Raw genomic sequence first — 24,019 nt, forward strand, 5'->3', positions numbered from 1 at the left:
AAGGTACCTCTTCTTATCCTTAAACCATCATGGGCGAGGCGGCTGTGCCTCATCCTGAGCGAAGTAACCGAGTGCGAGGCGAATGGGCTGTGGCTCGCGAACCGCCCCCTGCCAGATGGCATGGATCTCGGGGTGGCGGCTATGCAGCTTTATCAATTCATCGAGCCACGACGCCTCATTTTGATAATCCCCATTGATAAACCAGATCCGGCGCGCCCTGGCCGGGGTGCCCTTGAACAGCCCCTCGGGGTGGCAGAGCAGCTGGTGAAACAGGGCCCAGTCGAGCGGGTCACCGGCCTCTATCCCGCACAGGGCCTGAAGCTCTGCCCAGCGGTGGATCTGCTGCGGGTCGGCCTTGGCCCCCACCATGGCGCCGCCTGTCAGGGCGATTACCCAATCACTGCTCTGGGGAATGCAAGGTTCGTGCAAAGCGGGCACTTTCAATAACTTGTGATGGGCGCCATCCGCCTCGACCAGGATGAGATCGAAGCGCTGCTGCCCCTTGATGAGATCAATCTGCTGGGGCGTGGGGCCCGCCACCTTTCCGGTGCGCTCGTCGAGATGGCTGAACAGGGCAACCAGCGCCGGGCCATCCGGTAGCGCCTGACAGCGGGTAAGTTGACGAACGGGATCCGTCTCGATAATCAATTCCCGATAGTGTGACGGGGCAGGCAGAAACATCCGGGTGGTGGTGGTAATTAGCACCCTTTTACCCTGTTGATAAAAATATTCCGCCAGCCAGAACAGGGTGCTGGTTTTTCCGCCGGCGCCGCAGAGGCTAATTAAGGTGGTATGGCTATCAATATTTTGGGTGAGCGAGTTTAATAGCGGTTCTATATCTGGAAATGCGACAGCAACAACGTGTGGTAGCGACATAATGACGACCAAAATAAATCTCGAAGGGAGTGGAAAACAACGTTGCCAGGAACAAGTGCAGTGTGACTGTATAATAACGGCGGCGGGTTTATCTTCCCGAATGGGTACCTGGAAAATGATGCTACCTTATTGCCAGGGGACAATGCTTGATGCAAGTCTCAAAAATGCCCTGGCTTTTTGTCAGCGCGTTATTCTGGTGGTGGGCCATCGTGGCGAGGAGCTTCAAGAACGCTACCTTGAGCGGCCGGATATTGTTGTCGTCCACAACCCCGACTATCGGCAGGGGCTGGGCAGCTCCATCCGCTGCGCCCTGGCGGCCAGTGACGCTGACTACCTCTTTATCAGCCACGGGGATCTCCCCTGTATCCCGCGCGATGTCTATCAACAGCTCTGGCAGGCACGGGGCTGTGAGACACTCTTTCCCACCTGGCTGGGGGAGGCGGGCCATCCGGTGTTGCTGCCAAAATCCCTTGCCCGCGAGCTGGCTGCGGCCCCGGTGCAGTCGTCGGTACGGCGCTGGTTGCAAGGGCATCCGCACCGTATGGTGCCCGTCGACAGCCCCGCCATCCTGTTTGATGTGGATACCCCGGAGCGCTATCAGGCGCTGCTGGGTGGCATTCTTGAAAATGAGAACGAGCCCACGAAATAACCCAGTTTAAAAAAATAACGGGGAGATAAATGGCGTATCAAAGTGATATTTATCGCACTTAATCTGATAGGGTGAGTTCTTTTTGAACTGCTCATTAAGTAAATTCCAGAGTGATTGATAACTACTCGCAATACCCATAATGGTGGCATCGCAAAATATCCTCATTAATTGGAGCTGTCTCACGCTTTCACCCTAAAAAATAGTTTTGTGGCTGGTGTGGCCTGATAGTTGCTCCTCTCCTTGCCAAGGGGTAATGCCCGTGCGGGATACCCCATTTATTCATGCTGCCAATGCGCAGAACAGCTGCAAGGAGATAGCCATGGGCGATATTATGCGACCCGTTCCCTTCAAGAACCTTCTGACCCGTATTTTTGCGGAATATAAAGAGAGTCAGAGCATTTTCGGTATTCCCGCCGCGCAATTCTATCGCAAGCAGGACGAGCGCAAGATCAAGGTGTTCGGTGAAACCTGCGAGACCCCCATTGGCCCAGCAGCTGGCCCCCATACCCAGTTGGCCCAGAACATCGTCACCTCCTGGCTGACCGGCGGGCGCTTTATCGAGCTCAAGACGGTGCAGATCCTGGACCGTCTCGAACTGGAAAAGCCCTGCATCGATGCCGAAGACGAGTGCTTCAACACCGAGTGGTCTACCGAGTTCACCCTGCCCAAGGCGTTTGACGAGTATCTGAAGGCCTGGTTTGCCCTCTATCTGCTGGAGGAGGTGTTCGACCCGCGCCTCGACGGAGAGGCCAAGTCCTTCATCTTCAACATGAGCGTGGGTTACAACCTCGATGGCATCAAACAGCCACCGATGCAGCAGTTTATCCACAGCCTGATGGATGCAAGCCAAAGTCCGAAATTTGCCGAGTACCAGCAGGTGCTGCGCGAGCTGGTGGCCGACGAGCAGTTTATCGCCGAGCTGGGGCTGGGGGCGCGCCGCGATCGCCTGCAACAGCTGGTGGATCGCATCCCGGCCGAGCTGGTGCACGGTGTCACCCTCTCCACCATGCACGGCTGCCCGCCGAACGAAATTGAGGCCATCTGCCGCTACATGCTGGAAGAGAAGGGACTCAACACCTTTGTCAAACTGAACCCGACCCTGCTGGGCTACCCGAGGGTGCGCGAAATCCTCGATACCTGTGGCTTTGATTACATTGGTCTGAGCGAAGAGTCGTTCGATCACGACCTCAAGCTGGATCAGGCCAAGGCGATGCTGACCCGCTTGATGGCGCTGGGGGCCGAGAAGGGGCTCACCTTCGGGGTGAAACTCACCAACACCCTTGGCACCATCAACCGCAAAGGGGCGCTGCCGGGTGATGAGATGTACATGTCCGGCCGGGCGCTGTTCCCGCTCTCCATCAACGTGGCAGCCGTGCTGTCTCGCGCCTTCGATGGCAAGCTGCCCATCTCCTACTCGGGCGGTGCCAGCAAGTTCAACATCGCCGAGATCTTCGAGACCGGTATCCGCCCCATCACCATGGCCACCGACCTGCTGAAACCGGGCGGTTACCTGCGCCAGATCGAGTGCCTCAAAGAGATCGACGCTTCTGACAGCTGGGGCATGGCTCAGGTGGATGTGGCCAAGCTGGAGGCGCTTGCCGCCAAGGCCCTCACCATGGATTACACCCAGAAGGAGTGGAAGTCCGAGGATCGGATCGAAGTGGGCGGTGGTCTGCCGCTGACCGACTGCTATGTGGCACCCTGCGTCACCGCCTGCGCCGTGCATCAGGATATCCCCGAGTACATTCGCCTGATGGGCGAGGGGGAGTATGTGGCAGCCCTTGAGCTGATTTATCAGCGCAACGCCTTGCCCGCCATCACCGGCCATATCTGCGATCACCAGTGCCAGTACAACTGTACCCGTCTCGATTACGACAGCGCGCTCAATATCCGTGAGCTGAAAAAAGTGGCGCTGGAGCGCGGCTGGGAAGGGTACAAGGCCCGCTGGCACAAACCGGCAGGCAGTGGTGACAAGCACCCGGTTGCAGTCATTGGTGCAGGTCCGGCTGGTCTCTCCGCCGGTTACTTCCTGGCCCGTGCCGGTCATCCGGTCACCGTGTTCGAGCGCGAAGCGGATGCCGGTGGCGTGGTCAAACACATCATCCCCGAGTTCCGCATCCCGGCCGAGCTTATCCAGCACGACATCGACTTTGTCGCCGCCCACGGGGTCAAGTTCGAGTTTGGTTGCGATCCGGCGCTCACCGTCGACAAGCTGCACGCCCAGGGCTTTACCTATGTCTTCGTCGGCATCGGCGCCGACAAGAATGGCGGCATGCGCCTCGAAGGGGGACATGATCGGGTCTACAAGTCCTTCCACTTCCTGCGCAGCTTCAATCAGGGCAAACCGCTGCCACTGGGCCGCCATGTGGCGGTGATCGGCGCCGGTAACACCGCCATGGACTGCGCCCGCGCCGCCCTCAAGGTGCCGGGTGTCAGCGATGTGACCGTTATCTACCGCCGCAGCGAGAAAGAGATGCCCGCCTATCGTGAGGAGGTTCTGGAAGCGGTGGAGGATGGGGTACGTTTCTGCTTCCTCACCAATCCGGAGCGCTTTGACAAAGATGGCAAGCTCACCGTGCGGATGATGGCGCTGGGGGAACCTGACGAGCAGGGCCGCCGCCGTCCGGTGCCCACCGAGCAGACCGAAGTGATGCAGATGGATGCCCTGATCACCGCCATCGGTGAGCAGCCTGACTGCGAGGTGCTCAAAGCGATGGGCATTCCCCTTGGCAGCGATGGCTGGCCCGAAGTGGATGGCCAGACCGGCGAAACCAGCCGTCGCAACGTCTTCCTTATCGGTGATGTGCAGAGCGGCCCGTCCTCCATCGTCGGTGCCATCGGTGGTGCCCGCCGCGCCGCGGATCTGATGCTCTCGCGCGAGCATGTCGCCAGCCAGCAGAGTGAAGTGACCATCCAGCCGTCGGGCAAGGATGAGATCTACCGCCGCAAGGGGAGCATCGCCGTCACCCTGGTCGACAAAAACGAGCGCGATGCCTTCGTGGCGCAAGAGGCGCACCGTTGCCTCGAGTGCAACTACCTCTGCAGCAAGTGCGTGGATGTCTGCCCCAACCGGGCCAACATCGCCATCCCGGTACCGGGCTTCAAAGACCAGTTCCAGACCCTGCACCTGGATGCCTACTGCAACGAATGTGGCAACTGCGCCCAGTTCTGCCCGTGGCAGGGCAAGCCCTATCAGGACAAGGTCACCATCTTCAGCCTGCCCGAGGACTTCGACAACAGCCGCAATCCCGGTTTCTATCTGGCGGATGGCGGTGAGCTGCGGGTGCGTCAGGATGGCGAGACCTATCGCCTGACCATAGACGCCCAGAGCCGGATCAAGGATGCGCCAGCGGCCCTTGGCGACATGTGCCGCATCATCAGCCATGTCCACGCCCATCACCACTACCTGCTGGGGGCCGTCGAGGCCTGAGCGAATAACGAATAAGCGAAGGAGCACACCATGTTTATTCTGAAAAACGTCACCGCCGTCCAGCTGGAGCCGACCCGTGTGCTGGAAGGGGTGGATATCGCCATCGAAGGCACCCTTATCAAAGCGGTAGGGCCCAATCTGCGGGCCCTCTACCCGGAGGCCAACTATCGGGAGATGGGCGGCAAGCTGGTGATGCCGGGCATCGTCTGTGCCCACAACCACTTCTACTCCGGCCTGTCGCGGGGGATCATGGCCAACATCGCCCCCTGCCCGGACTTTATCTCCACCCTGAAAAACCTCTGGTGGCGGCTCGATCGGGCGCTCGATGAGGAGTCGCTCTACTACAGCGGCCTTATCTGCTCACTGGAGGCGATCAAGAGCGGTTGCAGCGCGGTGATCGACCACCACGCTTCGCCCAACTTCATCAAGGGTTCCCTGAATGTATTGCGCAAAGGGTTTATGGAGGCGGGTTTGCGCGGCATGACCTGCTTCGAAACCACGGATCGCAATAGCGGCCTCGCCGAGCTGCAGGCCGGGGTGGAGGAGAACATCCTGTTCGCCCAACAGATCGATGCGACCAAAGCCAAGGGGAGCGAACCCTATCTGGTGGAAGCTCATATCGGTGCTCACGCCCCCTTCACCGTGCCCGACGAGGGGCTGGCCATGCTGCGCGAGGCGGTGCAGGTCACCGGTCGTGGTCTGCATATCCATGTGGCGGAAGACCGTTACGACATGGCCCACGGCCACCACCACTATGGCAAGGAGCCCATCGCCCGGCTGGACGAGTTTGGCCTTATCGACAGCAAGACTCTGATCGCCCACGGCATCTACCTGAGCCCGGCCGACATCGAGCTGCTCAACAGCCGCGATGCCTTCCTGGTGCATAACGCCCGCTCCAACATGAACAACCACGTGGGCTACAACATGCACCTGCCGGAGTATCGCAATCTGGCGCTTGGCACCGATGGCATCGGTTCCGACATGCTCGAAGAGCTCAAGTTCGCCTACTTCAAGCACAAGGATGCCGGTGGTGCCCTGTGGCCCGACAGCTTTGCCCGCTTCCTGTGGAACGGCAACACCTTGCTGGAGCGCAACTTCGGCGCCAAATTTGGCCGCCTGGAGCCGGGTTACAAGGCCGACCTCACCATTTGCGACTACGACGCACCGACCCCGCTGGCGCCGCGCAACCTCGGCGGCCATCTCGCCTTTGGTATGGGATCGAACAGCGTCAACAGCGTGATGGTGGAGGGGCGCATGGTCTATCAGGATCGCGAGTTCCCGTTCGATGTCGCGCCCATTTACGAGCAGGCCAGCAAGGTGGCGAGCCGCCTGTGGCAACGGATGGATCAGCTGGCCTAAGGCCACCTTCCACAGTTTTGGACCGGATTGCCCGCCCTGTGGATTTTCCCGGCGGCGGGCAGCAAGAGTAAGGACGACACATGATTGAGCAATTCTTCCGACCCGAGCAACTGGGTCAGGCTTTGGAACTCAAGGCCAGTTTCGGCAACGATGCCGTCTACATGGGAGGCGGCAGCAAGCTTAACGCCGCTCCGACCCGCACCGACAAGAAGGTCGCTATCTCGCTGGACAAGCTGGGGCTTGACCAGATTGAGCAGCAGCACGGCCAGCTCCATCTCGGCGCCACCGTCACCCTGCAAGCCCTCAAAGACGACCCTCGTACTCCGGCCGCCCTGTGCGAGGCGCTGGGGTTTGTCTACTCCCGCCATCTGCGCAATCAGGCCACCCTCGGCGGCGAACTTGCCTGCCAGCAGCAGGACTCACCTTTGCTGCCGGTACTGCTGGTGCTCGAAGCCGTGGTGGTACTGGAGAACAATCAGTTGCAACCCATCGACGCCTATCTGGCGGGGCAGCGCAATGCCCTGGTGCTGGGAGTTGTGCTGCCGGAGCCCGAACTGCGCTGCGCCACTCGCCGCATCAGCCGCAACGCCGATGGCTTGGCGGTGATGACCGCCGCCGTGGCCCTCGACAGCATTGGCGAGATGCGGGTGGCCGTCGCTGGCGTCACCCCGCAGCCGATGCGCCTGCGGGATCTGGAGCGCCGTGAACTGCACGATGCCGCGCTGGAGGCCGCCGTGAGCGAGCTGATCTCGCCCCGTGAGGATCTGGCGGGAAGCGTGAGTTACAAGCGGTATATCACCGGTGTAGTGGTGGCGGATCTGCTGGTGGACTGCCAGCAGCAGGAGGTACAGGCATGATGGAACTCAACTTCACACTAAACGGTGCCCTGTGCACCGTCATCACCCCGGCTGGCGAGAATGCCCAGCGGGTGCTGTTCAACCAGTGCCGGATGCACTCTGTGCGCAACAGCGACGACGGCTTCGGTTTTGCCGGCTCCGACGCCATTCTCTTCAATGGCAAGGTGATCAACGCCTCCCTGCTGATCGCCGCGCAGCTGGATGGATCAGAGGTGCGCACCGCCGAGTCGCTCGGCAGCTGGAACCAGCTCAGTCTGGTGCAGCAGGCGATGGTGGATGTGGGGGTGGTGCAGTCCGGCTACAACGATCCGGCCGCCGCGCTCATCGTCACTGACCTGCTTGATCGCCATCCCGAGCCTACCCGTGATCAAATCGACGATGCCCTCTCGGGCCTCTTTCACCGCGATGGCGGTTATCAGCAGTTCTATCAGGCCATCGAGCTCGCTTGCTCGCGGATGAAGGATCCCGATTACCTGTGCCAGATCGCCCCGGAGTTTCGCGACGATCTGCGCCATATCGGCAAGAGCTGCCCGAAAGTGGACGCCGCCAAGATGGTGCAGGCCAAGCCCTGCTATGTGGAGGATCGGGTTACCGAGGATGCACTGATCATCAAGATGCTGCGCAGTCCCCATCCCCATGCGGTGATCACCAAACTCGATGTGAGTCGCGCCGAAGCGCTGCCGGGCGTCGTGCATGTCATCACCCACCTCAACTGCCCGGATGTGTTTTACACCCCGGGTGGACAGAGTGCTCCCGAGCCATCACCGCTCGATCGCCGTATGTTCAGCCGCAAGGTACGCCACGTAGGTGACAGGGTCGCCGCCGTGGTGGCCGAGAGTGAAGCTGTCGCTCTGGCGGCCCTCAAACTCATCGAGATCGAGTATCAGGTGCTGCCAGCGGTCATGAATATCGATGAGGCGATGGCCCCCAATGCCCCGCTGGTCCACGACGAGCCCATCGTCTATATGGCCGGGGCGCCGGCGGATCTGGAGCAGCAGAACGCCTGCTCGGTGCGCCGCGGCGACGAGCACATGATCATCAACTTCCCCATCGGTTCCCGTCCGCACGAGAACCTGGCTGCCAGCGTCCATGGCCAGATCGGTGATGTGGCCAAAGGCTTTGCCGAGGCGGACGAGATTGTCGAGCGCACCTACGAATCGACCCAGGCCCAGCAGTGCCCGACTGAGCCGCACATCTGCTTCACCTACATGGATGGCGATCGTCTGGTGATCCACGCCTCCACTCAGGTGCCGTGGCACGTGCGCCGTCAGGTGGCGCGCATCGTCGGCATGAAGCAGCACCAGGTGCATGTGATCAAGGAGCGGGTAGGGGGCGGCTTTGGCTCCAAGCAGGATATCCTGCTGGAAGAGGTGTGCGCCTGGGCGACCAGGGTCACCGGCCGTCCCGTCACCTTCCGCTACACCCGTGAAGAGGAGTTCATCAGCAACACCTCCCGCCATGTGGCCAAGGTGAAGGTGAAAGTGGGGGCCAAGAAAGATGGCACCATCACTGCCATCGAAATGGATTTTCGTGCCAACACCGGTCCTTACGGCAACCACTCTCTGACGGTGCCGAGCAACGGCCCGGCGCTCTCCCTGCCGCTCTATCCGTGCGACAACGTGCGCTTTACCGTTAACACCTACTACAGCAACATCTGTCCGACCGGCGCCTATCAGGGCTACGGTGCGCCCAAGGGCAACTTTGCCCTGACCATGGCCATTGCGGAACTTGCCGAGAAACTGGGCATCGATCAGCTCGACATGGTGGAGCACAACCGGGTGCATGAAGGGGACATCCTCAAGGTACTGGGGGCCATCGGCGAGGGCAAGATGCCCACCTCGGTGCCCCATGCGGCCAGCTGCGCCCTCGAACCCATCCTCAAACAGGGCCGCGAACTGATCGCGTGGGATAGCCCCAAACCCGCTGACGGGGATTGGCGGATCGGCCGTGGCGTCGCCATCATCATGCAGAAATCGGGGATCCCGGATATCGATCAGGCCAACTGCATGGTCAAGCTGGAATCGGACGGCACCTTTATCGTCCACTCCGGTGGTGCCGATATCGGCACCGGCCTCGATACCGTGGTGGCCAAGCTGACTGCTGAAGTGCTGCATTGCCCGCTCGGGGATGTGCATGTCATCTCCGGCGACACCGACCACGCCCTGTTCGACAAGGGGGCCTACGCCTCGTCAGGTACCTGCTTCTCCGGCAACGCGGCCAAAAAGGCGGCCGAGAACCTCAAGGAGAAGATCCTGTTCCACGGTGCCGCCATGCTGGGCGAGCCGGTAGCAGATGTTGAACTGGCGTTCCCGGGCGTGGTGCGCGGCAAGCTGGGGGAGGTGAGCCTCGCCAAGCTGGCCCACAAGGCCGAGACCGGTACCGGCTTCGGTATCCTCGTGGGCACCGCCAGCTACATCACCTCTGAGCTTGCCTTCCCGTACGGGGCCAACTTCGCCGAGGTGGCGGTCAACGTCAGAACCGGCGAGATCCGGCTCGACAAGTTCTACGCCCTGCTCGACTGCGGCACCCCCATCAACCCGGAGCTGGCGCTCGGCCAGATCTACGGGGCGACCATGCGGGCCATCGGCCACTCATTGACCGAGGAGATCTGCTACGACGGCAAGGGCATTCCGGTCACCCGGGATCTGAAGAGCTATGGCGCGCCCAAGATTGGCGACATTCCGCGCGATTTTCGGGCCTTCCTGGTACCGAGTGACGACAAGGTAGGCCCTTACGGCGCCAAGTCCATCTCGGAGATCGGTGTCAACGGCGCGGCGCCAGCCATCGCCACCGCCATCCACGACGCCTGCGGTGTCTGGCTGCGCAAGTGGCACTTCACGCCGGAGCAGATCCTGCGCGAGCTGGGCAAGCTGTAGTCATAAAACGGCAGAGACCGGCAGGCGGAGCAGACTCCGCCTGCCGGATAAACCCGGGTCACTGTGGGGTGTGATGCATCGGGGTTATTGGATCGTGTTCGATACACCGGAGTAATGAAGGATGTCTGAGAAATCGCGCAAGGACTCTGACCTGATCTATGCCTTGGAAGATCAGCCCCCCTTTGGCCAATCCCTGGTCGGGGCGGTGACCCATCTGCTGGCCATTCTGGTTCCCATGGTCGCACCTGCCCTTATCGTGGGGGCGGCCCTTAATCTCTCGCAAGAGATCACCACTTATCTGGTGTCGATGTCGATGATTGCATCGGGCATCGGTACCTGGTTGCAAGTCAACCGTTATGGCCCCATCGGTTCGGGCCTTCTCTCCATTCAGTCGGTCAACTTCTCGTTCGTCACCGTGATGATCTCGATCGGGACCGCCATGGGCAAAGAGGGGATCGACGAGGCTCAAATCATCTCCTCCCTGATGGGGATCTCCTTTGTCGGGGCCTTTTTGGTAATGGGGGCCTCGTTCGTGCTGCCCTATCTGACCCGGGTGATCACCCCGACCGTGAGCGGCATTGTGGTACTGATGATTGGCCTGTGCCTCATCAAGGTCGGGATTATCGACTTTGCCGGTGGCATGGCGGCCAAGAGCAGCGGCACCTTCGGCAACTATGAAAACATCGGCGTCGGCCTGCTGGTGCTGGCGGTGGTGATCGGGTTCAACTGCTGCAAGAGCCCCCTGCTGCGGATGGGTGGAATCGCCATCGGCCTGCTGGTGGGGTATATCGCCTCCATCATGCTCGGGATGGTGGACTTCTCCGTGTTGCAGGGGTTGCCGGTGGTGACAGTCCCCATGCTGTTCAAATATGGCTTCTCCTTTGATTTCGGCGCCTTCCTGGTGGCGGGCACCATCTATCTGCTGAGCGTGCTGGAGGCGGTCGGTGCCCTGACTGCCACCGCCATCGTCTCCCATCGTCCGGTGGAGGGGGAGGAGTATACCCGCCGCCTCTCCGGCGGTGTGCTGGCAGATGGGCTGGTTTCCGTCATCGCCTCGGCGCTGGGTTCACTGCCGCTGACCACCTTCTCCCAGAACAACGGGGTGATCCAGATGACCGGGGTGGCATCGCGCCATGTCGGCAAGTTCATCGCCATGATCCTGGTGATAATGGGGCTCTTCCCGGTGGTTGGCCGCTTCTTTACTACTATCCCGTCCCCGGTATTGGGCGGAGCCATGACCCTGATGTTCTCCATGATCGCCATCGCCGGTTGCCGGATCATCCTGACTCACGGCATGGATCGAAGGGAGACCCTGATCGTTGCCACCTCTCTGGGTCTCGGGCTCGGTGTCTCCTACGACCCGAGCGTGTTCAGAGTCTTGCCTGATGCCCTCTACGTGCTTGTAGAAAACCCCATCTGCGCCGGCGGCATCACCGCCATCATCATGAATCTGGTATTGCCCCAGAGCCGCACCCGCAAGGCAAAGGCTGCTGCCAAAGCGCTCAAGACGGCCGATGCGGTAGAAGTGATCCAGCTTAGCGATAAACCGGATGTGGCCTTCACGGTCCGTCCTGTCAGCACCGCGAATCGCCGCGATGAAGAGGCGCTGGCCGATGCCAAACCGGTCGCAGCCGTCCAGACCGAACGGGTTTGATGGTCACAACAGAACAATAAAAAGTAGGGGAACGAGGTATGAAATACGACAACTCCGTCAAAGCCGTGCGCGGCAGCTTCTTCGACATTACCCGGGTGGTGGATCAGCCCGAGGAGATTGAGTCCAACGCCCGGCTTATCGAGGATGGTCTGCTGATCATTCGCAACGGCTGCATCGACTGGTTCGGTGAGTGGGAGGAGGGGAAGGATCGCATTCCGGCCGAGGTGCGGGTGCGGGATTACCGCGGCAAGATGATAGTGCCGGGCTTTGTCGACACCCACATTCACTATCCCCAGAGCGAGATGGTGGGGGCCTATGGCGAGCAACTGCTGGAGTGGCTCAACCGCCACACCTTCCCGGCCGAGCGGCGTTACAACGATCTCGAGTATGCCCGCGAGATGTCCACCTTCTTTATCAAGCAGTTGCTGCGCAACGGCACTACCACGGCGCTGGTGTTTGGCACTGTTCACCCCGAGTCGGTGGATGCTCTGTTCGAGGCGGCCAGTCGCATCAATATGAGGATGATCGCGGGCAAGGTGATGATGGATCGCAATGCACCCGATTATCTGCTCGATACCGCCGAGAGCAGCTATGTGCAGAGCAAGCAGCTTATCGAACGCTGGCATGGTAACGGTCGACTTCTATATGCCATCACACCAAGATTTGCACCCACCTCGACATCCGAGCAGCTGGCGATGGCGCGGCGGCTGCGCGAAGAGTTTCCCACCACTTATCTGCACACTCATCTGTGCGAGAACAAGGACGAGATCGCCTGGGTGAAATCCCTCTTCCCGGCGCACAAGGGTTATCTCGATGTCTATCACCAGCATGGCCTCACCGGCCACAACTGTGTCTTTGCCCACTGCGTCCATCTGGAAGAGCAGGAGTGGGATTGCTTGAAAGAGACCAATTCCACCATCGCGTTTTGTCCCACCTCCAACCTTTATCTCGGCAGCGGCCTGTTCAAGCTGCACAAGGCGTGGCGCAAGCAGGTGAAAGTGGGGATGGGCACCGACATCGGCGCCGGTACCACCTTCAACATGCTGCAGACCCTCAACGAGGCCTACAAGGTGATGCAGTTGCAGGGTGAGCGCCTCTCGGCCTATCAGGCTTTCTATCTGGCGACCCTGGGCGGTGCCCATTCGCTCGGGCTTGATGAGAAGATCGGCAGTTTTGCGGTAGGCAAGGAGGCGGATTTCGTGGTACTCGACCCGGTCGCCACCCCGCTGCAGCAACTGCGTTATGACAACTCCACCACCTTGCGCGACAAGCTCTTTGTGCTGCTGACGTTGGGTGATGACAGAGCCATCTACCGCACTTATGTGGACGGTCAACTGGTCCACGAACGGGGTTAGGGAGAATAAACCGGGCAGGGCAGCAAAAGCGCCGCTCTGCCACGAATACGGAGGCTGGCGTGCCCGCTCGGGGCGCCAGCGCCGCGATACATCAGGGCGACCCCCTGATGACCAACCTGAAATGGCCCGGTTTTTTGATCAGCAAGGCAAACGTTTGATTGGTGCTGCCAGCCCTGGTCTCTGAGTTGCACCTTCCGTGTGCAATGGCAGATCCACAGATCCTGTCGCCATTTCGTGATGAAACACTCAGGCGCTTGTGAAGGAGTTGGGTATGACCCAAGCAAACAGCAGGACAAACAGCGTGGAAGGGCTGGCCAGTCAAGACACCGGCAAGACCGCATCACACCAGCAATCGCTCACCGCTCTCGATCGCTATTTCATGATCAGCGAGCGGGGCAGCAACGTCAGACAGGAGGTGCTGGCCGGGCTCACCACCTTCCTTGCCATGGTCTATTCGGTGATCGTGGTGCCCGGCCTGCTCGGCAAGGCTGGTTTTCCACCGGGAGCCGTCTTTGTGGCCACCTGTCTGGTGGCGGGGTGTGGTTCATTGTTGATGGGGCTCTGGGCCAAGCTGCCGATGGCGATCGGCTGTGCCATCTCGCTCACCGCATTTACCGCTTTCAGTCTGGTGCTGGGGCAGCAGATCCCCATTCCGGTCGCGCTCGGTGCCGTCTTCCTGATGGGGGTGTTGTTCACTGCCATCTCTGTGACCGGGGTGCGTAGCTGGATCCTCGACAACCTGCCGATGGGGATTGCCCATGGTACTGGCATCGGTATTGGCCTCTTCCTGTTGCTGATAGCGGCCAACGGGGTAGGGCTGGTCATCAAGAACCCGCTCGAGGGGCTGCCGGTCGCGCTGGGGGCCTTTACCTCGATGCCGGTCATCATGACCCTGCTTGGCCTCGCGGTGATCTTCGGTCTGGAGAAGCTCAAAGTCCCGGGCGGGATCCTGCTGGTGATCATCGCCATCTCCATCTTCGGTCTCATTTTTGACCCGGCGGTGAAGTATCAGGGGTTGTTCGCTCTGCCGAGTCTCTCCGACGATCAGGGCAAGTCTCTCATCTTCAGCCTGGACATCATGGGGGCGCTCTCGCCGCTGGTGCTGCCCAGCGTGCTGGCATTGGTGATGACCGCGGTGTTTGATGCCACCGGCACCATCCGCGCCGTGGCGGGGCAGGCCAACCTGCTCGATAAGGATGGTCACATCATCAACAGCGGCAAGGCGCTCAGTGCCGACTCGGTGAGCAGCATCTTCTCCGGTCTGGTGGGGGCATCTCCGGCCGCCGTCTATATCGAATCGGCGGCGGGCACGGCGGCGGGGGGCAAGACCGGCCTCACTGCCACCGTGGTGGGCGGCCTCTTCCTGCTGATGCTGTTTCTGGCGCCGCTCTCCTATCTGGTGCCTGCCTATGCCACCGCACCGGCATTGATGTATGTGGGTCTCCTGATGCTGAGCAACGTCACCAAACTCGATTTCAGTGACTTCGTCGGGGCCATGTCCGGTCTGCTGTGCGCCGTCTTTATCGTGCTCACCTGCAACATCGTCACCGGCATCATGCTTGGCTTCAGCTCGCTGGTGATCGGCCGCATCTGCTCGAAGGAGTGGCACAAGCTCAACGTCGGCACCGTGGTCATCGCCCTGGCGCTGGTGCTCTTTTATGCTGGGGGGTGGGCTATTTAGGGATAACCCGCCCGTTTGGGGCCGCACTGGCGGCCCCATTTTTATGCCTGTTATTTTTAGCCCGCCCACGCAGGCGTCACGCCTAGGCCGTCTACGCAGTTGGGGGGCATCGCGATACCATTTTGATAAATCCCCCTACCAGATTGATAGGCTTCCACCCTTGCTCTCCTCGCTCTGCCGCTTTTTTCACCGCAAATGTGCCCCGTTTGCTCAGGGGCTGCCCTTGGCTTGTCGCTGCGAGCCAACAAAAGCGGGCTAGATGGGATCCCCTTCACACTTCTCCCCATTCTCCTGACTATGGTGGGAAACAGGCGCATATCTTGCTGTTTTTTATGCCGGTTCCAGATTTTTCCCTTCGAAAAAAGGACTTGCATATGTCCATAGGATTACCGCTCAAGCGGGTGGATGCTGAGGCCAAGGTGACCGGCAGTGCCCGTTATACCGATGACAACATCATGCTCGGCATGCGCCACGCCAAGTACGTGCGCAGCAATATCGCCCACGGCAAGGTGCTTGCCATCGACGCCAGCGAGGCACTGGCCCTGCACGGGGTCGAAGCCGTGTTCACCCATGAAGATGTGCCCACCACCTGTTTTCGCACTGCCGGCCACGCCTGGTCCCTCGATGAGGCCAAGCGGGATGTGAAAGACCGCCGTCTGCTCACCGACCATGTGCGCCACTTTGGCGATGGGGTCGCCATCGTGGTGGCCCGCGATCCGCTGGTGGCCGAGAAGGCTGCCGCCCTGGTCAAGGTGACCTACGAACCGCTGCCGGTGATGACGGATGCCCACAGTGCGCTGGCCGAGGATGCTTATCCCATCCATCCGAATGGCAACCTGCTGCGGCAAAGCCAGATCCGGGCGGGTGAGCCGGAACAGGCAATCGCAACAGCGGATCTGCAGTTCAAGGCGCACTATCAGACGCCGGTGGTACAGCATTGCCATCTGGAGACGGTGACCTGCTACGCCTATATGGATCAGCCGGACCACATCATAGTGGTCAGCAGTACCCAGATCCCCCAGATTGTGCGTAGCCGGGTGGCCAAATCCCTCGGTCTGCCCTGGTCGAGCGTGCGGGTGATCAAGCCCTACATGGGCGGCGGTTTTGGTAACAAGCAGGATGTGCTGGAAGAGCCGATGGCGGCATTTTTGAGCTACAAGCTTGGCGGCGTGCCGGTCAAGGTTACCTTGAGCCGGGAGGAGTGCTTTTTTGCCTCCCGCACCCGCCACGGCTTTGCCATCGATGGCAAGATGGGCCTCAACCGCGATGGCACCCTCAAGGGCTATCAGCTCTACGTGCTCTCCAACACCGGCGGCTATGCCTCTCACGGCCACTCCATCGCCAGCGCAGGGGGCAACAAGATCAGCTACCTCTATCCGCGCAGCGCCTTCGGTTATGACGCCAAAACCTTCTACAGCAACCTGCCCACCGCAGGTGCCATGCGCGGTTACGGCGCGCCGCAGGTGATTTTTGCCCTCGAGTGCATGCTGGATGACGCCTGCGCCGAACTGGGGCTGGATCCGCTCGATGTGCGGATCGCCAACGTGGCGCGCGAGGGGGATGTCAATCAGGTCAACCAGAAGACCATCTACAGCGCCGGGTTGCCGGACTGCCTGCTGCGTGGTCGCGAGATGTTCGAGTGGGATCGGCTCAAGGCCGAGTGTCTGGGGCAGGATCCGGCAAGTCGGGTACGCCGTGGCATCGGGGTTGCGTGCTTTAGCTACGGCTCCAACACCTATCCGGTGGGGGTCGAAATTGCCGGCGCCCGCATGCTGCTCAATCAGGATGGCACCGTCAATCTGCAGATCGGCGCCACCGAGATAGGGCAGGGGTCGGACACCGTCTTTGCCCAGATGGCGGCCCAGACGTTGGGCATTCCGTTTGAGCAGATCCGGGTCATCTCGACTCAGGATACCGACATCACCGCCTACGACCCCGGCTCGTTCGCCTCGCGCCAGAGCTATGTGGCGGCCCCTGCCATCCATCAGGCGGCGCTGCAGTTGCGGGCCCGCATCCTCTCGCTGGCGGCCCAGCTCTGTCATCAGGATGTGGGGTCGCTCACCCTGATCGACGGCTACGTGGTGCTGGCCGGCGCACCGGACAAGGTGCTGATCAGCGTCGCCGAGGTGTCGGTCAACGCCTATTACCACCTCACCATCGGCGGCCAGATCACCTCCGAGGTCTCCCACAAGACCACCACCAACCCGCCGAGCTTTGGCTGCACCTTTGTCGATCTCAGCGTCGACATCGATCTCTGCAAGGTGACCATCAATCGCATTCTCAACCTGCACGATGCCGGCAAGATCCTCAACCCGCAGCTGGCGGAGGGGCAGGTGCACGGCGGCATGGGGATGGGGATCGGCTGGTCGCTGTTCGAGGAGATGATCATCGACGCCAAGAGTGGCGTGGTGCGCAACCCCAACCTGCTCGACTACAAGTTTCCCACCATGCTGGATTTGCCCGAGCTCGAATGCGACTTCGTGCAGACCTACGAGCCCCAGTCGGTCTATGGCCACAAATCCCTGGGGGAGCCGCCCATCATTTCACCGGGCCCGGCGATCCGTAACGCCATTCGCATGGCGACCGGGGTCGCCATCAACGAGCTGCCAATCACCCCCAAGACCCTGTTCCGGGAGTTTGTCGCGGCGGGTCTGATTGGCGAGGGAGCAGGGGAGGAGCAACGCCATGTTTGATATTGCCCGTTACTACAAGGCCCACAGCGTGGCCGAGGCAATCGCCCTGCGCCAGGCCGACCCCGAGGCGCGCCTGCTGGCCGGTGGCACCGATGTGATGATCCAGCTCCATCACCTCAACGCCGCCTATCGCCATATCGTCGACATTCACGACTTGTCCGAACTCAAGGGGGTGAGTGAGCTGGCCGACGGCGCTATTCGCATCGGCTCTGGCACCACCTTTACCGAGTTGATTGAAAGCGAACTGGTGCAGCGCCGCCTGCCGATGCTGGCCGAAGCCGCCGCCACCATCGCCGGCCCGCAGATCCGCAACGTCGCCACCTATGGCGGCAACATCTGCAACGGCGCCACCAGTGCCGACTCGGCGGCGCCAACGGTCGCGCTGGAAGCCGAGCTGGAAATTGCCGGCCCCGATGGCACGCGCCGCATCCCCATCGCCGGCTTTCACACCGGCCCCGGCAAGGTGGCGCTGCAACCGGCGGAGATCCTGGTGGCGTTTCACTTTGCCCCTGACCCTCATCCCCAGGTGGGCTCCCACTACTTCAAGTACGCCATGCGGGGGGCCATGGACATCGCCACCATCGGCTGCGCCGCCTACTGCCAGATTGAGGATGGTCACTTCAAGCGCCTGCGGCTGGCCTACGGGGTGGCGGCCCCGACGCCGGTGCGCACGCCACACGCGGAAGCGGCGGCTGAGGGGCAACCCCTGACCCGGGCGACGCTTGCGGCGATTGCCGAGGCGGTGGTGGCCGATGTGGCGCCGCGCTCCTCTTGGCGGGCAGAAAAGGAGTTTCGCCTGCACCTGATCAAAACCCTGGCGCAGCGGGTGGTCGCCTGCGCAGTCGAACGTGCCGGAGGCAAGATCCTATGATGCAACCGCAAAGCTGTCCCGCCGTGGAGATCCAGTGCGAGATCAACGGCAAGCCTTACTCCTATGCAGTGCCGCCCACCATGTCGCTGCTCCACTTCCTGCGCGGGCAGGGGCTCATCAGTGTGAAAGAGGGGTGCAGTGTCGGTGAGTGCGGCGCTTGTACCGTGCGGGTGAATGGCACGGCTATCGACAGCTGCCTCTATCTGGCGGTCTGGGCCGATGGCAAATCCATTCGTACCGTGGAGGGGGAGCGTAAGGGGAATGAACTCTCCGATGTACAGCAGGCCTTTATCGACGAGGGGGCGGTGCAGTGCGGTTTTTGCACCCCGGGCCTCGTGATGGCGAGCGCCGCCCTGCTCGACAAGACTGAGCGCCGTCCGCTGACCGATGCGGAGATCCGCCGCGGGCTGTCAGGCAACCTCTGCCGCTGTACCGGTTATCAGAACGTGGTGCGGGCGGTGAAGAAGTGCTGCAAAGGGTGATAGTTCGGGTGCCGTGAGTGGTGCGTGCCGTTGTTTGAAAAAAGGAAATCAAGCCGCCCAAAAACACAGGCCCGCCTCGAAAGAGGCGGGCCTGCTGCTGAGTGGGGTCAGGAGACATCACACTTTTGGCTGGTCGATCACCAATTTGCCATCCTTGACCGGAATGGTGGCGCCGGGGGCTTGCTTCATGCGGATCACCCCCTCCTGACCTGCGAGGCGATAGGTCACGTCATAACCAATGGTGTTGACGCTCGTATCCTGCACGGTTTTGCAGCGCTGCTCGGTGGTGGTGTAGGTATCGCCCGCCTGCATATTGCCCTGCACCTGATTGCCGGCATAACCCCCCGCGACCGCCCCAGCTGCGGTGGCCACCTTCTTGCCGCTGCCGCCGCCAAACTGGTGGCCAACCACGCCACCTAGTGCCGCGCCCACCACGGTGCCGAGGATCTTGTGCTCATCCTGTACCGGCTTGCGATGGGTCACGGTGACGTTGCGACACTCCTGGCGGGGAGTCTTGATGGTCTCGGTGATCGGCTTGCTGGCGATCACCTCGGCAAAGGTGGGCTGAGGTGTAAAGAGGGAGCCGCTGGCCGCGGCCGAGAGCGCCAGGGCCGAGGCGATGCCAATACCGATACCTGCCATCATGGATCTGTTCATCTTATGGTTCTCCTGCATACCCATACGGGCTGTTCCAATCTGGCGCCATCTTGTCATAACCGGTTGGCCGGACAAGGCGAGTGGGATGGGCCTGCGACAGGCACTGGCAAGGTCAAAAAATAGCCACCATGAAAAAGTGTCTGACTTTGGCGACAACGGACTAAAAGTGACCAGTTTCCGGCGCATGGTGGACTGTGCCAGTGTAATAAGGAGCAATTCGAGTCGCAATTTGCAAGGCGGGCGGTGAGCAGAATGCCAGAGTGGCAAAGTGCTGACGGGGGCAGGTCAAGGGAGAGGTTTTGAACGGCGTGCTGTTCTTTGAGATGGCCACGCAAGTGGTTGATAAATGGCTCCAGCCCCATCGGATGTTGGCCGATAAGAGATCACGGCAAGCATTTTGCTTTGATTGGGTGAAGCCGAGGGTGAACGGGTCGGCAGACAACGGCGTAAGACCTGATATGAAGACGTTTACCCGAGGTCACCGGATCAACGAGGGGGAGATATGTCAATGTTACCCAGCTGGATCAACCCGGCCATTCAGGCCAACATCATCACGGTGCAGCAGGCCGAGCGTCTGCTCTCATCCCTCTACCAGCCCCTGGCCGAGCAGGGAGAGGAGCTTCCCGCCGATATCGCCGACATCAGCCTTAAACTCTACTGCTTCCGCCAGCAGGGGCGGGTACGCCACTAAGGCTGAATAAAAACCCCGCGCGCCAGGCACGGGGTGTTGTCACTGATGTATCACAGGCCCATCAGGCCAACATAACTTGCGCTACCAACATCAGGGCGCCAAATCCCAGCACAAAGCCCACCATGGGCAGCACGAACTTGACCCACTTGTTGAACTGGATGCCGAGCATCTGCAGAGTGACCAGCACCAGTCCGGTGGGGGCCAAAAACAGCATGGCGTATTGCCCCCAGTTGTAGGCCGACACCACGATATAGCGGGGGATCATCACAGTATCTGCCAGCGGCGCCATGATGGGCATGGAGAGTACTGCGAGCCCCGAGGAGGAGGGCACCACCAGTCCCAGCAGGGTGAACACCAGCATCTGCGCCACCGCGAACACGGCGCCATGCATGCCGGAGACCAGATCGGAGGCGTAGGCCAGAATAGTGTCCGAGATCATCCCCTGATCCAGCACCAGATTGACACCCCGTGCCAGCCCGATGATGAGCGAGACGGCTACCAGCTCCGACGCCCCCTGAGTGAAGGCTTCGACCGCCTCTTTCTCTTTCAGGCCCGAGATAAAAATGATGATGATGGCGATGGTCAGGAAGGAGGCCGCCATCTGCGGAAACCACCAACCGGCCATGGAGACGCCCCACACCATCAGCGGGAAGGCGAGGATAAACAGGGTCAGAATGATTTTGCGGCGCAGGGTGAAGGGCACCCCTTCGTCCATAGAGCCCTCTTTGAGAAAACGGGCGCGAAAACTCTCTCTGTCCTCATAGGTGTAGGAGAAGGCAGGGTTGGCCTTGATCTTCTTGCAGTACCAGTAGAGATAACTGATCACCACCAGGGTGCCCACCAGACAGCCAATGGCGCGAAAGATCAGCCCCTCGGTAAAGGGAATGCCGGCGGCATTGGAGGCGATCACCACCGAGAAGGGATTGATGGTGGAGAAGGTGGTGCCCATGGAGGCAGCGAGGAAGATGGCTCCCACGCAGACGATGGAGTCATAGCCGAGCGCCAGAAAGACGGGCACCAGTATGGGGTAGAAGGCGACCGCCTCTTCCTCCAGTCCGCAGGTGGTGCCTCCCAGCGCCATTACGAAGCAGACCAGCGCCACAAACAGGAACTCGTTGCCCCGGGTCTTGCGCGACAACGCCACCAGCCCTGCACTGAAGGCGCCTGTCTTGTTGATGACGCCGATCAGCCCCCCGAGCACCAGAATAAAGACGATGATATCCGCCCCCTCTATGGTGCCCTTGACCATGCTGACCGCCACGTCACCGAACCCCTTGGGCGCTTGCTCCAATCGGGCATAGGTGCCGGGAATGGCGATGGGCTTGCGGATGGTGCCGTTGGTAAATTGCTCCACCGCAATATTGATATTGAGTTTTGCCAGGGCATCCTGGGTTGCGGGAAGTCGGCTTATTTCCCCCTGTGGGCTATTGACCATCAGGCTTTCACTGGCCGGATTATAAGATAGCTTGGCATAGGCGCCCGCCGGAATTATCCAGGTCAGCGCAATGGCCAGTAACATAATAAGAAACAGAATGGTAAATGCAGTAGGGAATTGTCTGCGTGGTGTGGTATTCGGCACGGCACACATAAAATGCTCCTTGATAAAGCAGGTTTGGGCTCGGCGGAATATCGGGTCGATAGGGTTTCTGCGTCATACATCCAAGGTACGCAAACCCACTGTGGATTGCGTAGTGATTGGCGAGAAATCTGGCCTGATATTGAACATCCGGTAGATTGTTTCACGTTGTAACCGTAACCCGTGCGTGGCTGGATGAACATGGTGCCATGCTCGCTTTATGGGATGGCTCACAGAATTTATTTTCCATGGATTTAACAGCTGATATGAAATAAAAGTTATTATGCAATAACTATTTCAGCTTTCGTTTTACGCGGCTTGCCTTAAATAAAAGTCATGAAAATAGTGCGTGCCGAGATGAATGAAGTGACATATAAAGCAGCTTTGACGGAATAATATTCCACCATCGTCATTTTTCGTCATTCGCCAAAAACAGCCTGTGAAAAAAATGGCACGCTTTCTAGTAACGAAATATTTTTTGCAACGAAAACAGGGGGCCCTGTTGGCAGGCGGCAGCTCCTGTCTAAGACGTTTTGCTAATACCTGCAGCCGCAGGCTCACTGTTAGGCTGTCATCCCCATAAGAGACCAGTGACGGGCAGGATGCCCATGTCGCTTCCTGATCTCTGAATCATCCCGGAACAGCCCGTTTTGTGCCACCTGTGAGGAAGGAATCCGATGACAGTGCAGAACATCTATGAGCGCGACCTTGCCAAAACCGCCGCCAATTTCGAGGCCCTGACCCCCATCAGCTTTCTGGGGCGGGCGGAGCGGGTCTATCCCGACTATCTAGCGCTGATCCACGGCTCGCTGCGCCAGAGCTGGGGCGAGACTGCCCGCCGTTGCCGCCAGTTGGCCTCGGCCCTGCGGCTGCGCGGCATCGGGGAGGGGGATACCGTCTCCATCGTTGCGCCCAATATCCCGGCGATGTTTGAAGTGCACTTCGGGGTGCCCATGAGCGGCGCCGTGCTCAACACCATCAATACCCGGCTCGATGCCGAGTCGATGGCCTTTATCTTCCAGCATGCCCAGAGCAAGGTGGTGCTGGTGGACAGGGAGTTCGGCCCTGTGGTGCGCAAGGCATTGGATCTGCTGGAGAGCCAACCGCTGGTCATCGCCATCGATGATCCCCTCTACCGGGAAGGGGCGCTTATCAGTGACCTCGACTATGAGACCTTTATTGCCACTGGTAACGGCGATGAGCCCGGCTGGCTGCCCCAAGATGAGTGGCAGGCTATCTCCCTTAACTACACCTCCGGCACCACCGGCAACCCCAAGGGGGTGGTCTATCACCATCGCGGCGCCCACCTCAACGCCATCAACAACGTGCTCTCCTGGGAGCTGCCCAAACATCCCGTCTATCTCTGGACCTTGCCGATGTTTCACTGCAACGGCTGGTGCTTCCCCTGGACGCTGGCGGCCACCGCCGGGGTGAGCGTCTGCCTGCGCCATGTGCAGGGCGCCGCCATTTATGAGGCGCTGCACGAGCACAAGGTGAGCCATTTTTGCGCGGCGCCCATCGTGCTCAATATGCTCAACAATGCCGAACCAGCGCTCAAGCAGGGGCTGGATCACCCCATCAAGGTGATGACCGCCGGCGCTGCGCCCCCCGCCACCGTGATCGCCGGGATGGAGGCGATGGGGATCGCCGTGACCCACGTCTATGGCCTCACCGAAACCTATGGCCCCTGCGTGTTGTGCGAGCCGCAAAGAAGTTGGCAAGGGCAGGATGCCACGGCGCTCTCCCGCCTCAAGGCACGGCAGGGTGTTGCGTCGCCTCTGCAGGGGGAGATGCGGGTTATCAATCCGGTCACTGGCGAGCCGGTGGCCAAAGATGGCAAAACCATGGGGGAGATAGTGCTGCGCGGTAATGTGGTGATGAAGGGCTATCTCAAAAATCCGGCGGCCAGCGCCGAGGCGATGGCGGAGGGGTGGTTTCGCAGTGGCGATCTGGCGGTATGGCACCCGGATGGTTATGTGGAGATCAAGGACAGATCCAAGGACATCATCATCTCCGGCGGGGAGAATATCTCCAGTCTGGAGGTGGAGGACGTGCTCTATCGTCATCCCGATGTGGACGAAGCGGCAGTGATCGCCATGCACGATGAGAAGTGGGGGGAGGTGCCCTGCGCCTTCGTCAAACTGAAAGAGGGGCGAGAGACCACCCAGGCGGAGCTGATCGCCTTTTGCCGGGAGCAGATGGCCCACTTCAAGGCCCCCAAACGCATCATCTTCACCCCGCTGCCGAAAACCTCGACCGGCAAGGTGCAAAAATTCGTGCTGCGCAAACAGCTGGGGTAGCGGCCTGTTCGT

General features: G+C 60.4%; 16 protein-coding genes. 13 read left to right on the forward strand and 3 right to left on the reverse strand.

Going from position 1 to position 24,019, the window contains the following annotated elements:
• Positions 1-27 precede the first annotated feature (27 nt).
• The gene (gene yqeC, locus ACTG2T_RS19850; RefSeq protein WP_330124185.1) at positions 28-876 is read right to left on the reverse strand and encodes a selenium cofactor biosynthesis protein YqeC; all 849 of its coding nucleotides are present in this window, start codon (positions 874-876) and stop codon (positions 28-30) included.
• A 1-nt stretch (position 877) separates the two neighbouring features.
• Here yqeC and mocA point away from each other — a divergent pair, with 1 nt between their 5' ends.
• The 11 genes from mocA to xdhC all read left to right on the forward strand — a co-directional run bounded on the left by mocA (position 878) and on the right by xdhC (position 18,783).
• The gene (gene mocA / locus ACTG2T_RS19855) at positions 878-1,525 is read left to right on the forward strand and encodes a molybdenum cofactor cytidylyltransferase (RefSeq protein ID WP_330124186.1); all 648 of its coding nucleotides are present in this window, start codon (positions 878-880) and stop codon (positions 1,523-1,525) included.
• A 319-nt stretch (positions 1,526-1,844) separates the two neighbouring features.
• Positions 1,845-4,955, forward strand: a complete 3,111-nt coding sequence (ygfK, locus tag ACTG2T_RS19860; RefSeq protein ID WP_330124187.1) for a putative selenate reductase subunit YgfK — start codon at positions 1,845-1,847, stop codon at positions 4,953-4,955.
• Positions 4,956-4,985: 30 nt separating this feature from the next.
• On the forward strand, positions 4,986-6,314 hold the full coding sequence (gene ssnA, locus ACTG2T_RS19865) for a putative aminohydrolase SsnA (protein ID WP_330124188.1): 1,329 nt from the start codon (positions 4,986-4,988) through the stop codon (positions 6,312-6,314).
• Positions 6,315-6,394: 80 nt separating this feature from the next.
• Complete coding sequence (ygfM, locus tag ACTG2T_RS19870) at positions 6,395-7,171, forward strand: molybdopterin-dependent oxidoreductase FAD-binding subunit (RefSeq protein ID WP_330124189.1); 777 nt, start codon at positions 6,395-6,397, stop codon at positions 7,169-7,171.
• Positions 7,168-10,047 carry a molybdopterin-dependent oxidoreductase Mo/Fe-S-binding subunit gene (locus ACTG2T_RS19875; RefSeq protein ID WP_330124190.1) on the forward strand — a complete coding sequence of 960 codons (2,880 nt, stop codon included), beginning with the start codon at positions 7,168-7,170 and terminating at the stop codon, positions 10,045-10,047. The genes ygfM and ACTG2T_RS19875 overlap by 4 nt, the downstream gene beginning before the upstream one ends.
• Before the next feature lie 121 nt (positions 10,048-10,168).
• Complete coding sequence (locus ACTG2T_RS19880) at positions 10,169-11,701, forward strand: nucleobase:cation symporter-2 family protein (protein ID WP_330124191.1); 1,533 nt, start codon at positions 10,169-10,171, stop codon at positions 11,699-11,701.
• Positions 11,702-11,739: 38 nt separating this feature from the next.
• Complete coding sequence (guaD, locus tag ACTG2T_RS19885; protein ID WP_330124192.1) at positions 11,740-13,056, forward strand: guanine deaminase; 1,317 nt, start codon at positions 11,740-11,742, stop codon at positions 13,054-13,056.
• A gap of 379 nt (positions 13,057-13,435) precedes the next feature.
• Positions 13,436-14,737 (forward strand): NCS2 family permease, encoded by a 1,302-nt coding sequence (locus ACTG2T_RS19890; protein WP_233267213.1) that lies wholly within the window; start codon positions 13,436-13,438, stop codon positions 14,735-14,737.
• A gap of 374 nt (positions 14,738-15,111) precedes the next feature.
• Positions 15,112-17,430, forward strand: coding sequence for a xanthine dehydrogenase molybdenum-binding subunit XdhA (gene xdhA, locus ACTG2T_RS19895; RefSeq protein WP_330124194.1), 2,319 nt, complete (start codon positions 15,112-15,114; stop codon positions 17,428-17,430).
• On the forward strand, positions 17,423-18,301 hold the full coding sequence (gene xdhB / locus ACTG2T_RS19900; protein ID WP_330124195.1) for a xanthine dehydrogenase FAD-binding subunit XdhB: 879 nt from the start codon (positions 17,423-17,425) through the stop codon (positions 18,299-18,301). The genes xdhA and xdhB overlap by 8 nt, the downstream gene beginning before the upstream one ends.
• Positions 18,298-18,783, forward strand: coding sequence for a xanthine dehydrogenase iron sulfur-binding subunit XdhC (gene xdhC / locus ACTG2T_RS19905; RefSeq protein WP_021230037.1), 486 nt, complete (start codon positions 18,298-18,300; stop codon positions 18,781-18,783). Before xdhB ends, xdhC begins: the two co-directional genes overlap by 4 nt.
• Positions 18,784-18,900: 117 nt before the next feature.
• Here xdhC and ACTG2T_RS19910 read toward each other — a convergent pair whose 3' ends face one another.
• A complete protein-coding gene (locus ACTG2T_RS19910; protein ID WP_026035120.1) occupies positions 18,901-19,440 on the reverse strand; it encodes a glycine zipper 2TM domain-containing protein in 540 nt (179 codons plus the stop codon).
• Between the two features lie 502 nt (positions 19,441-19,942).
• Here ACTG2T_RS19910 and ACTG2T_RS19915 point away from each other — a divergent pair.
• Complete coding sequence (locus ACTG2T_RS19915) at positions 19,943-20,131, forward strand: hypothetical protein (protein ID WP_111901154.1); 189 nt, start codon at positions 19,943-19,945, stop codon at positions 20,129-20,131.
• Between the two features lie 61 nt (positions 20,132-20,192).
• On the opposite strand, the gene ACTG2T_RS19920 is transcribed toward ACTG2T_RS19915, so the two are convergent.
• Positions 20,193-21,719: a YfcC family protein gene (locus ACTG2T_RS19920; protein WP_330124196.1), complete on the reverse strand. Its 1,527-nt coding sequence runs from the start codon at positions 21,717-21,719 to the stop codon at positions 20,193-20,195.
• A 665-nt stretch (positions 21,720-22,384) separates the two neighbouring features.
• Between ACTG2T_RS19920 and ACTG2T_RS19925 the strand changes: the two genes are divergently transcribed.
• The gene (locus ACTG2T_RS19925) at positions 22,385-24,007 is read left to right on the forward strand and encodes an acyl-CoA synthetase (protein ID WP_330124197.1); all 1,623 of its coding nucleotides are present in this window, start codon (positions 22,385-22,387) and stop codon (positions 24,005-24,007) included.
• The last annotated feature ends 12 nt before the right edge of the window (positions 24,008-24,019 follow it).

The organism is Aeromonas sp. 75A (assembly GCF_051919425.1).
GTDB lineage: Bacteria > Pseudomonadota > Gammaproteobacteria > Enterobacterales > Aeromonadaceae > Aeromonas > Aeromonas veronii.

What these genes read in the sequence shown, in the direction of transcription:
- yqeC (WP_330124185.1), bottom strand. Translation starts at nt 876, where the DNA reads ATGTCGCTACCACACGTTGTTGCTGTCGCATTTCCAGATATAGAACCG.
- mocA (WP_330124186.1), top strand. Translation starts at nt 878, where the DNA reads ATGACGACCAAAATAAATCTCGAAGGGAGTGGAAAACAACGTTGCCAG.
- ygfK (WP_330124187.1), top strand. Translation starts at nt 1,845, where the DNA reads ATGGGCGATATTATGCGACCCGTTCCCTTCAAGAACCTTCTGACCCGT.
- ssnA (WP_330124188.1), top strand. Translation starts at nt 4,986, where the DNA reads ATGTTTATTCTGAAAAACGTCACCGCCGTCCAGCTGGAGCCGACCCGT.
- ygfM (WP_330124189.1), top strand. Translation starts at nt 6,395, where the DNA reads ATGATTGAGCAATTCTTCCGACCCGAGCAACTGGGTCAGGCTTTGGAA.
- ACTG2T_RS19875 (WP_330124190.1), top strand. Translation starts at nt 7,168, where the DNA reads ATGATGGAACTCAACTTCACACTAAACGGTGCCCTGTGCACCGTCATC.
- ACTG2T_RS19880 (WP_330124191.1), top strand. Translation starts at nt 10,169, where the DNA reads ATGTCTGAGAAATCGCGCAAGGACTCTGACCTGATCTATGCCTTGGAA.
- guaD (WP_330124192.1), top strand. Translation starts at nt 11,740, where the DNA reads ATGAAATACGACAACTCCGTCAAAGCCGTGCGCGGCAGCTTCTTCGAC.
- ACTG2T_RS19890 (WP_233267213.1), top strand. Translation starts at nt 13,436, where the DNA reads ATGATCAGCGAGCGGGGCAGCAACGTCAGACAGGAGGTGCTGGCCGGG.
- xdhA (WP_330124194.1), top strand. Translation starts at nt 15,112, where the DNA reads ATGTCCATAGGATTACCGCTCAAGCGGGTGGATGCTGAGGCCAAGGTG.
- xdhB (WP_330124195.1), top strand. Translation starts at nt 17,423, where the DNA reads ATGTTTGATATTGCCCGTTACTACAAGGCCCACAGCGTGGCCGAGGCA.
- xdhC (WP_021230037.1), top strand. Translation starts at nt 18,298, where the DNA reads ATGATGCAACCGCAAAGCTGTCCCGCCGTGGAGATCCAGTGCGAGATC.
- ACTG2T_RS19910 (WP_026035120.1), bottom strand. Translation starts at nt 19,440, where the DNA reads ATGAACAGATCCATGATGGCAGGTATCGGTATTGGCATCGCCTCGGCC.
- ACTG2T_RS19915 (WP_111901154.1), top strand. Translation starts at nt 19,943, where the DNA reads ATGTCAATGTTACCCAGCTGGATCAACCCGGCCATTCAGGCCAACATC.
- ACTG2T_RS19920 (WP_330124196.1), bottom strand. Translation starts at nt 21,719, where the DNA reads ATGTGTGCCGTGCCGAATACCACACCACGCAGACAATTCCCTACTGCA.
- ACTG2T_RS19925 (WP_330124197.1), top strand. Translation starts at nt 22,385, where the DNA reads ATGACAGTGCAGAACATCTATGAGCGCGACCTTGCCAAAACCGCCGCC.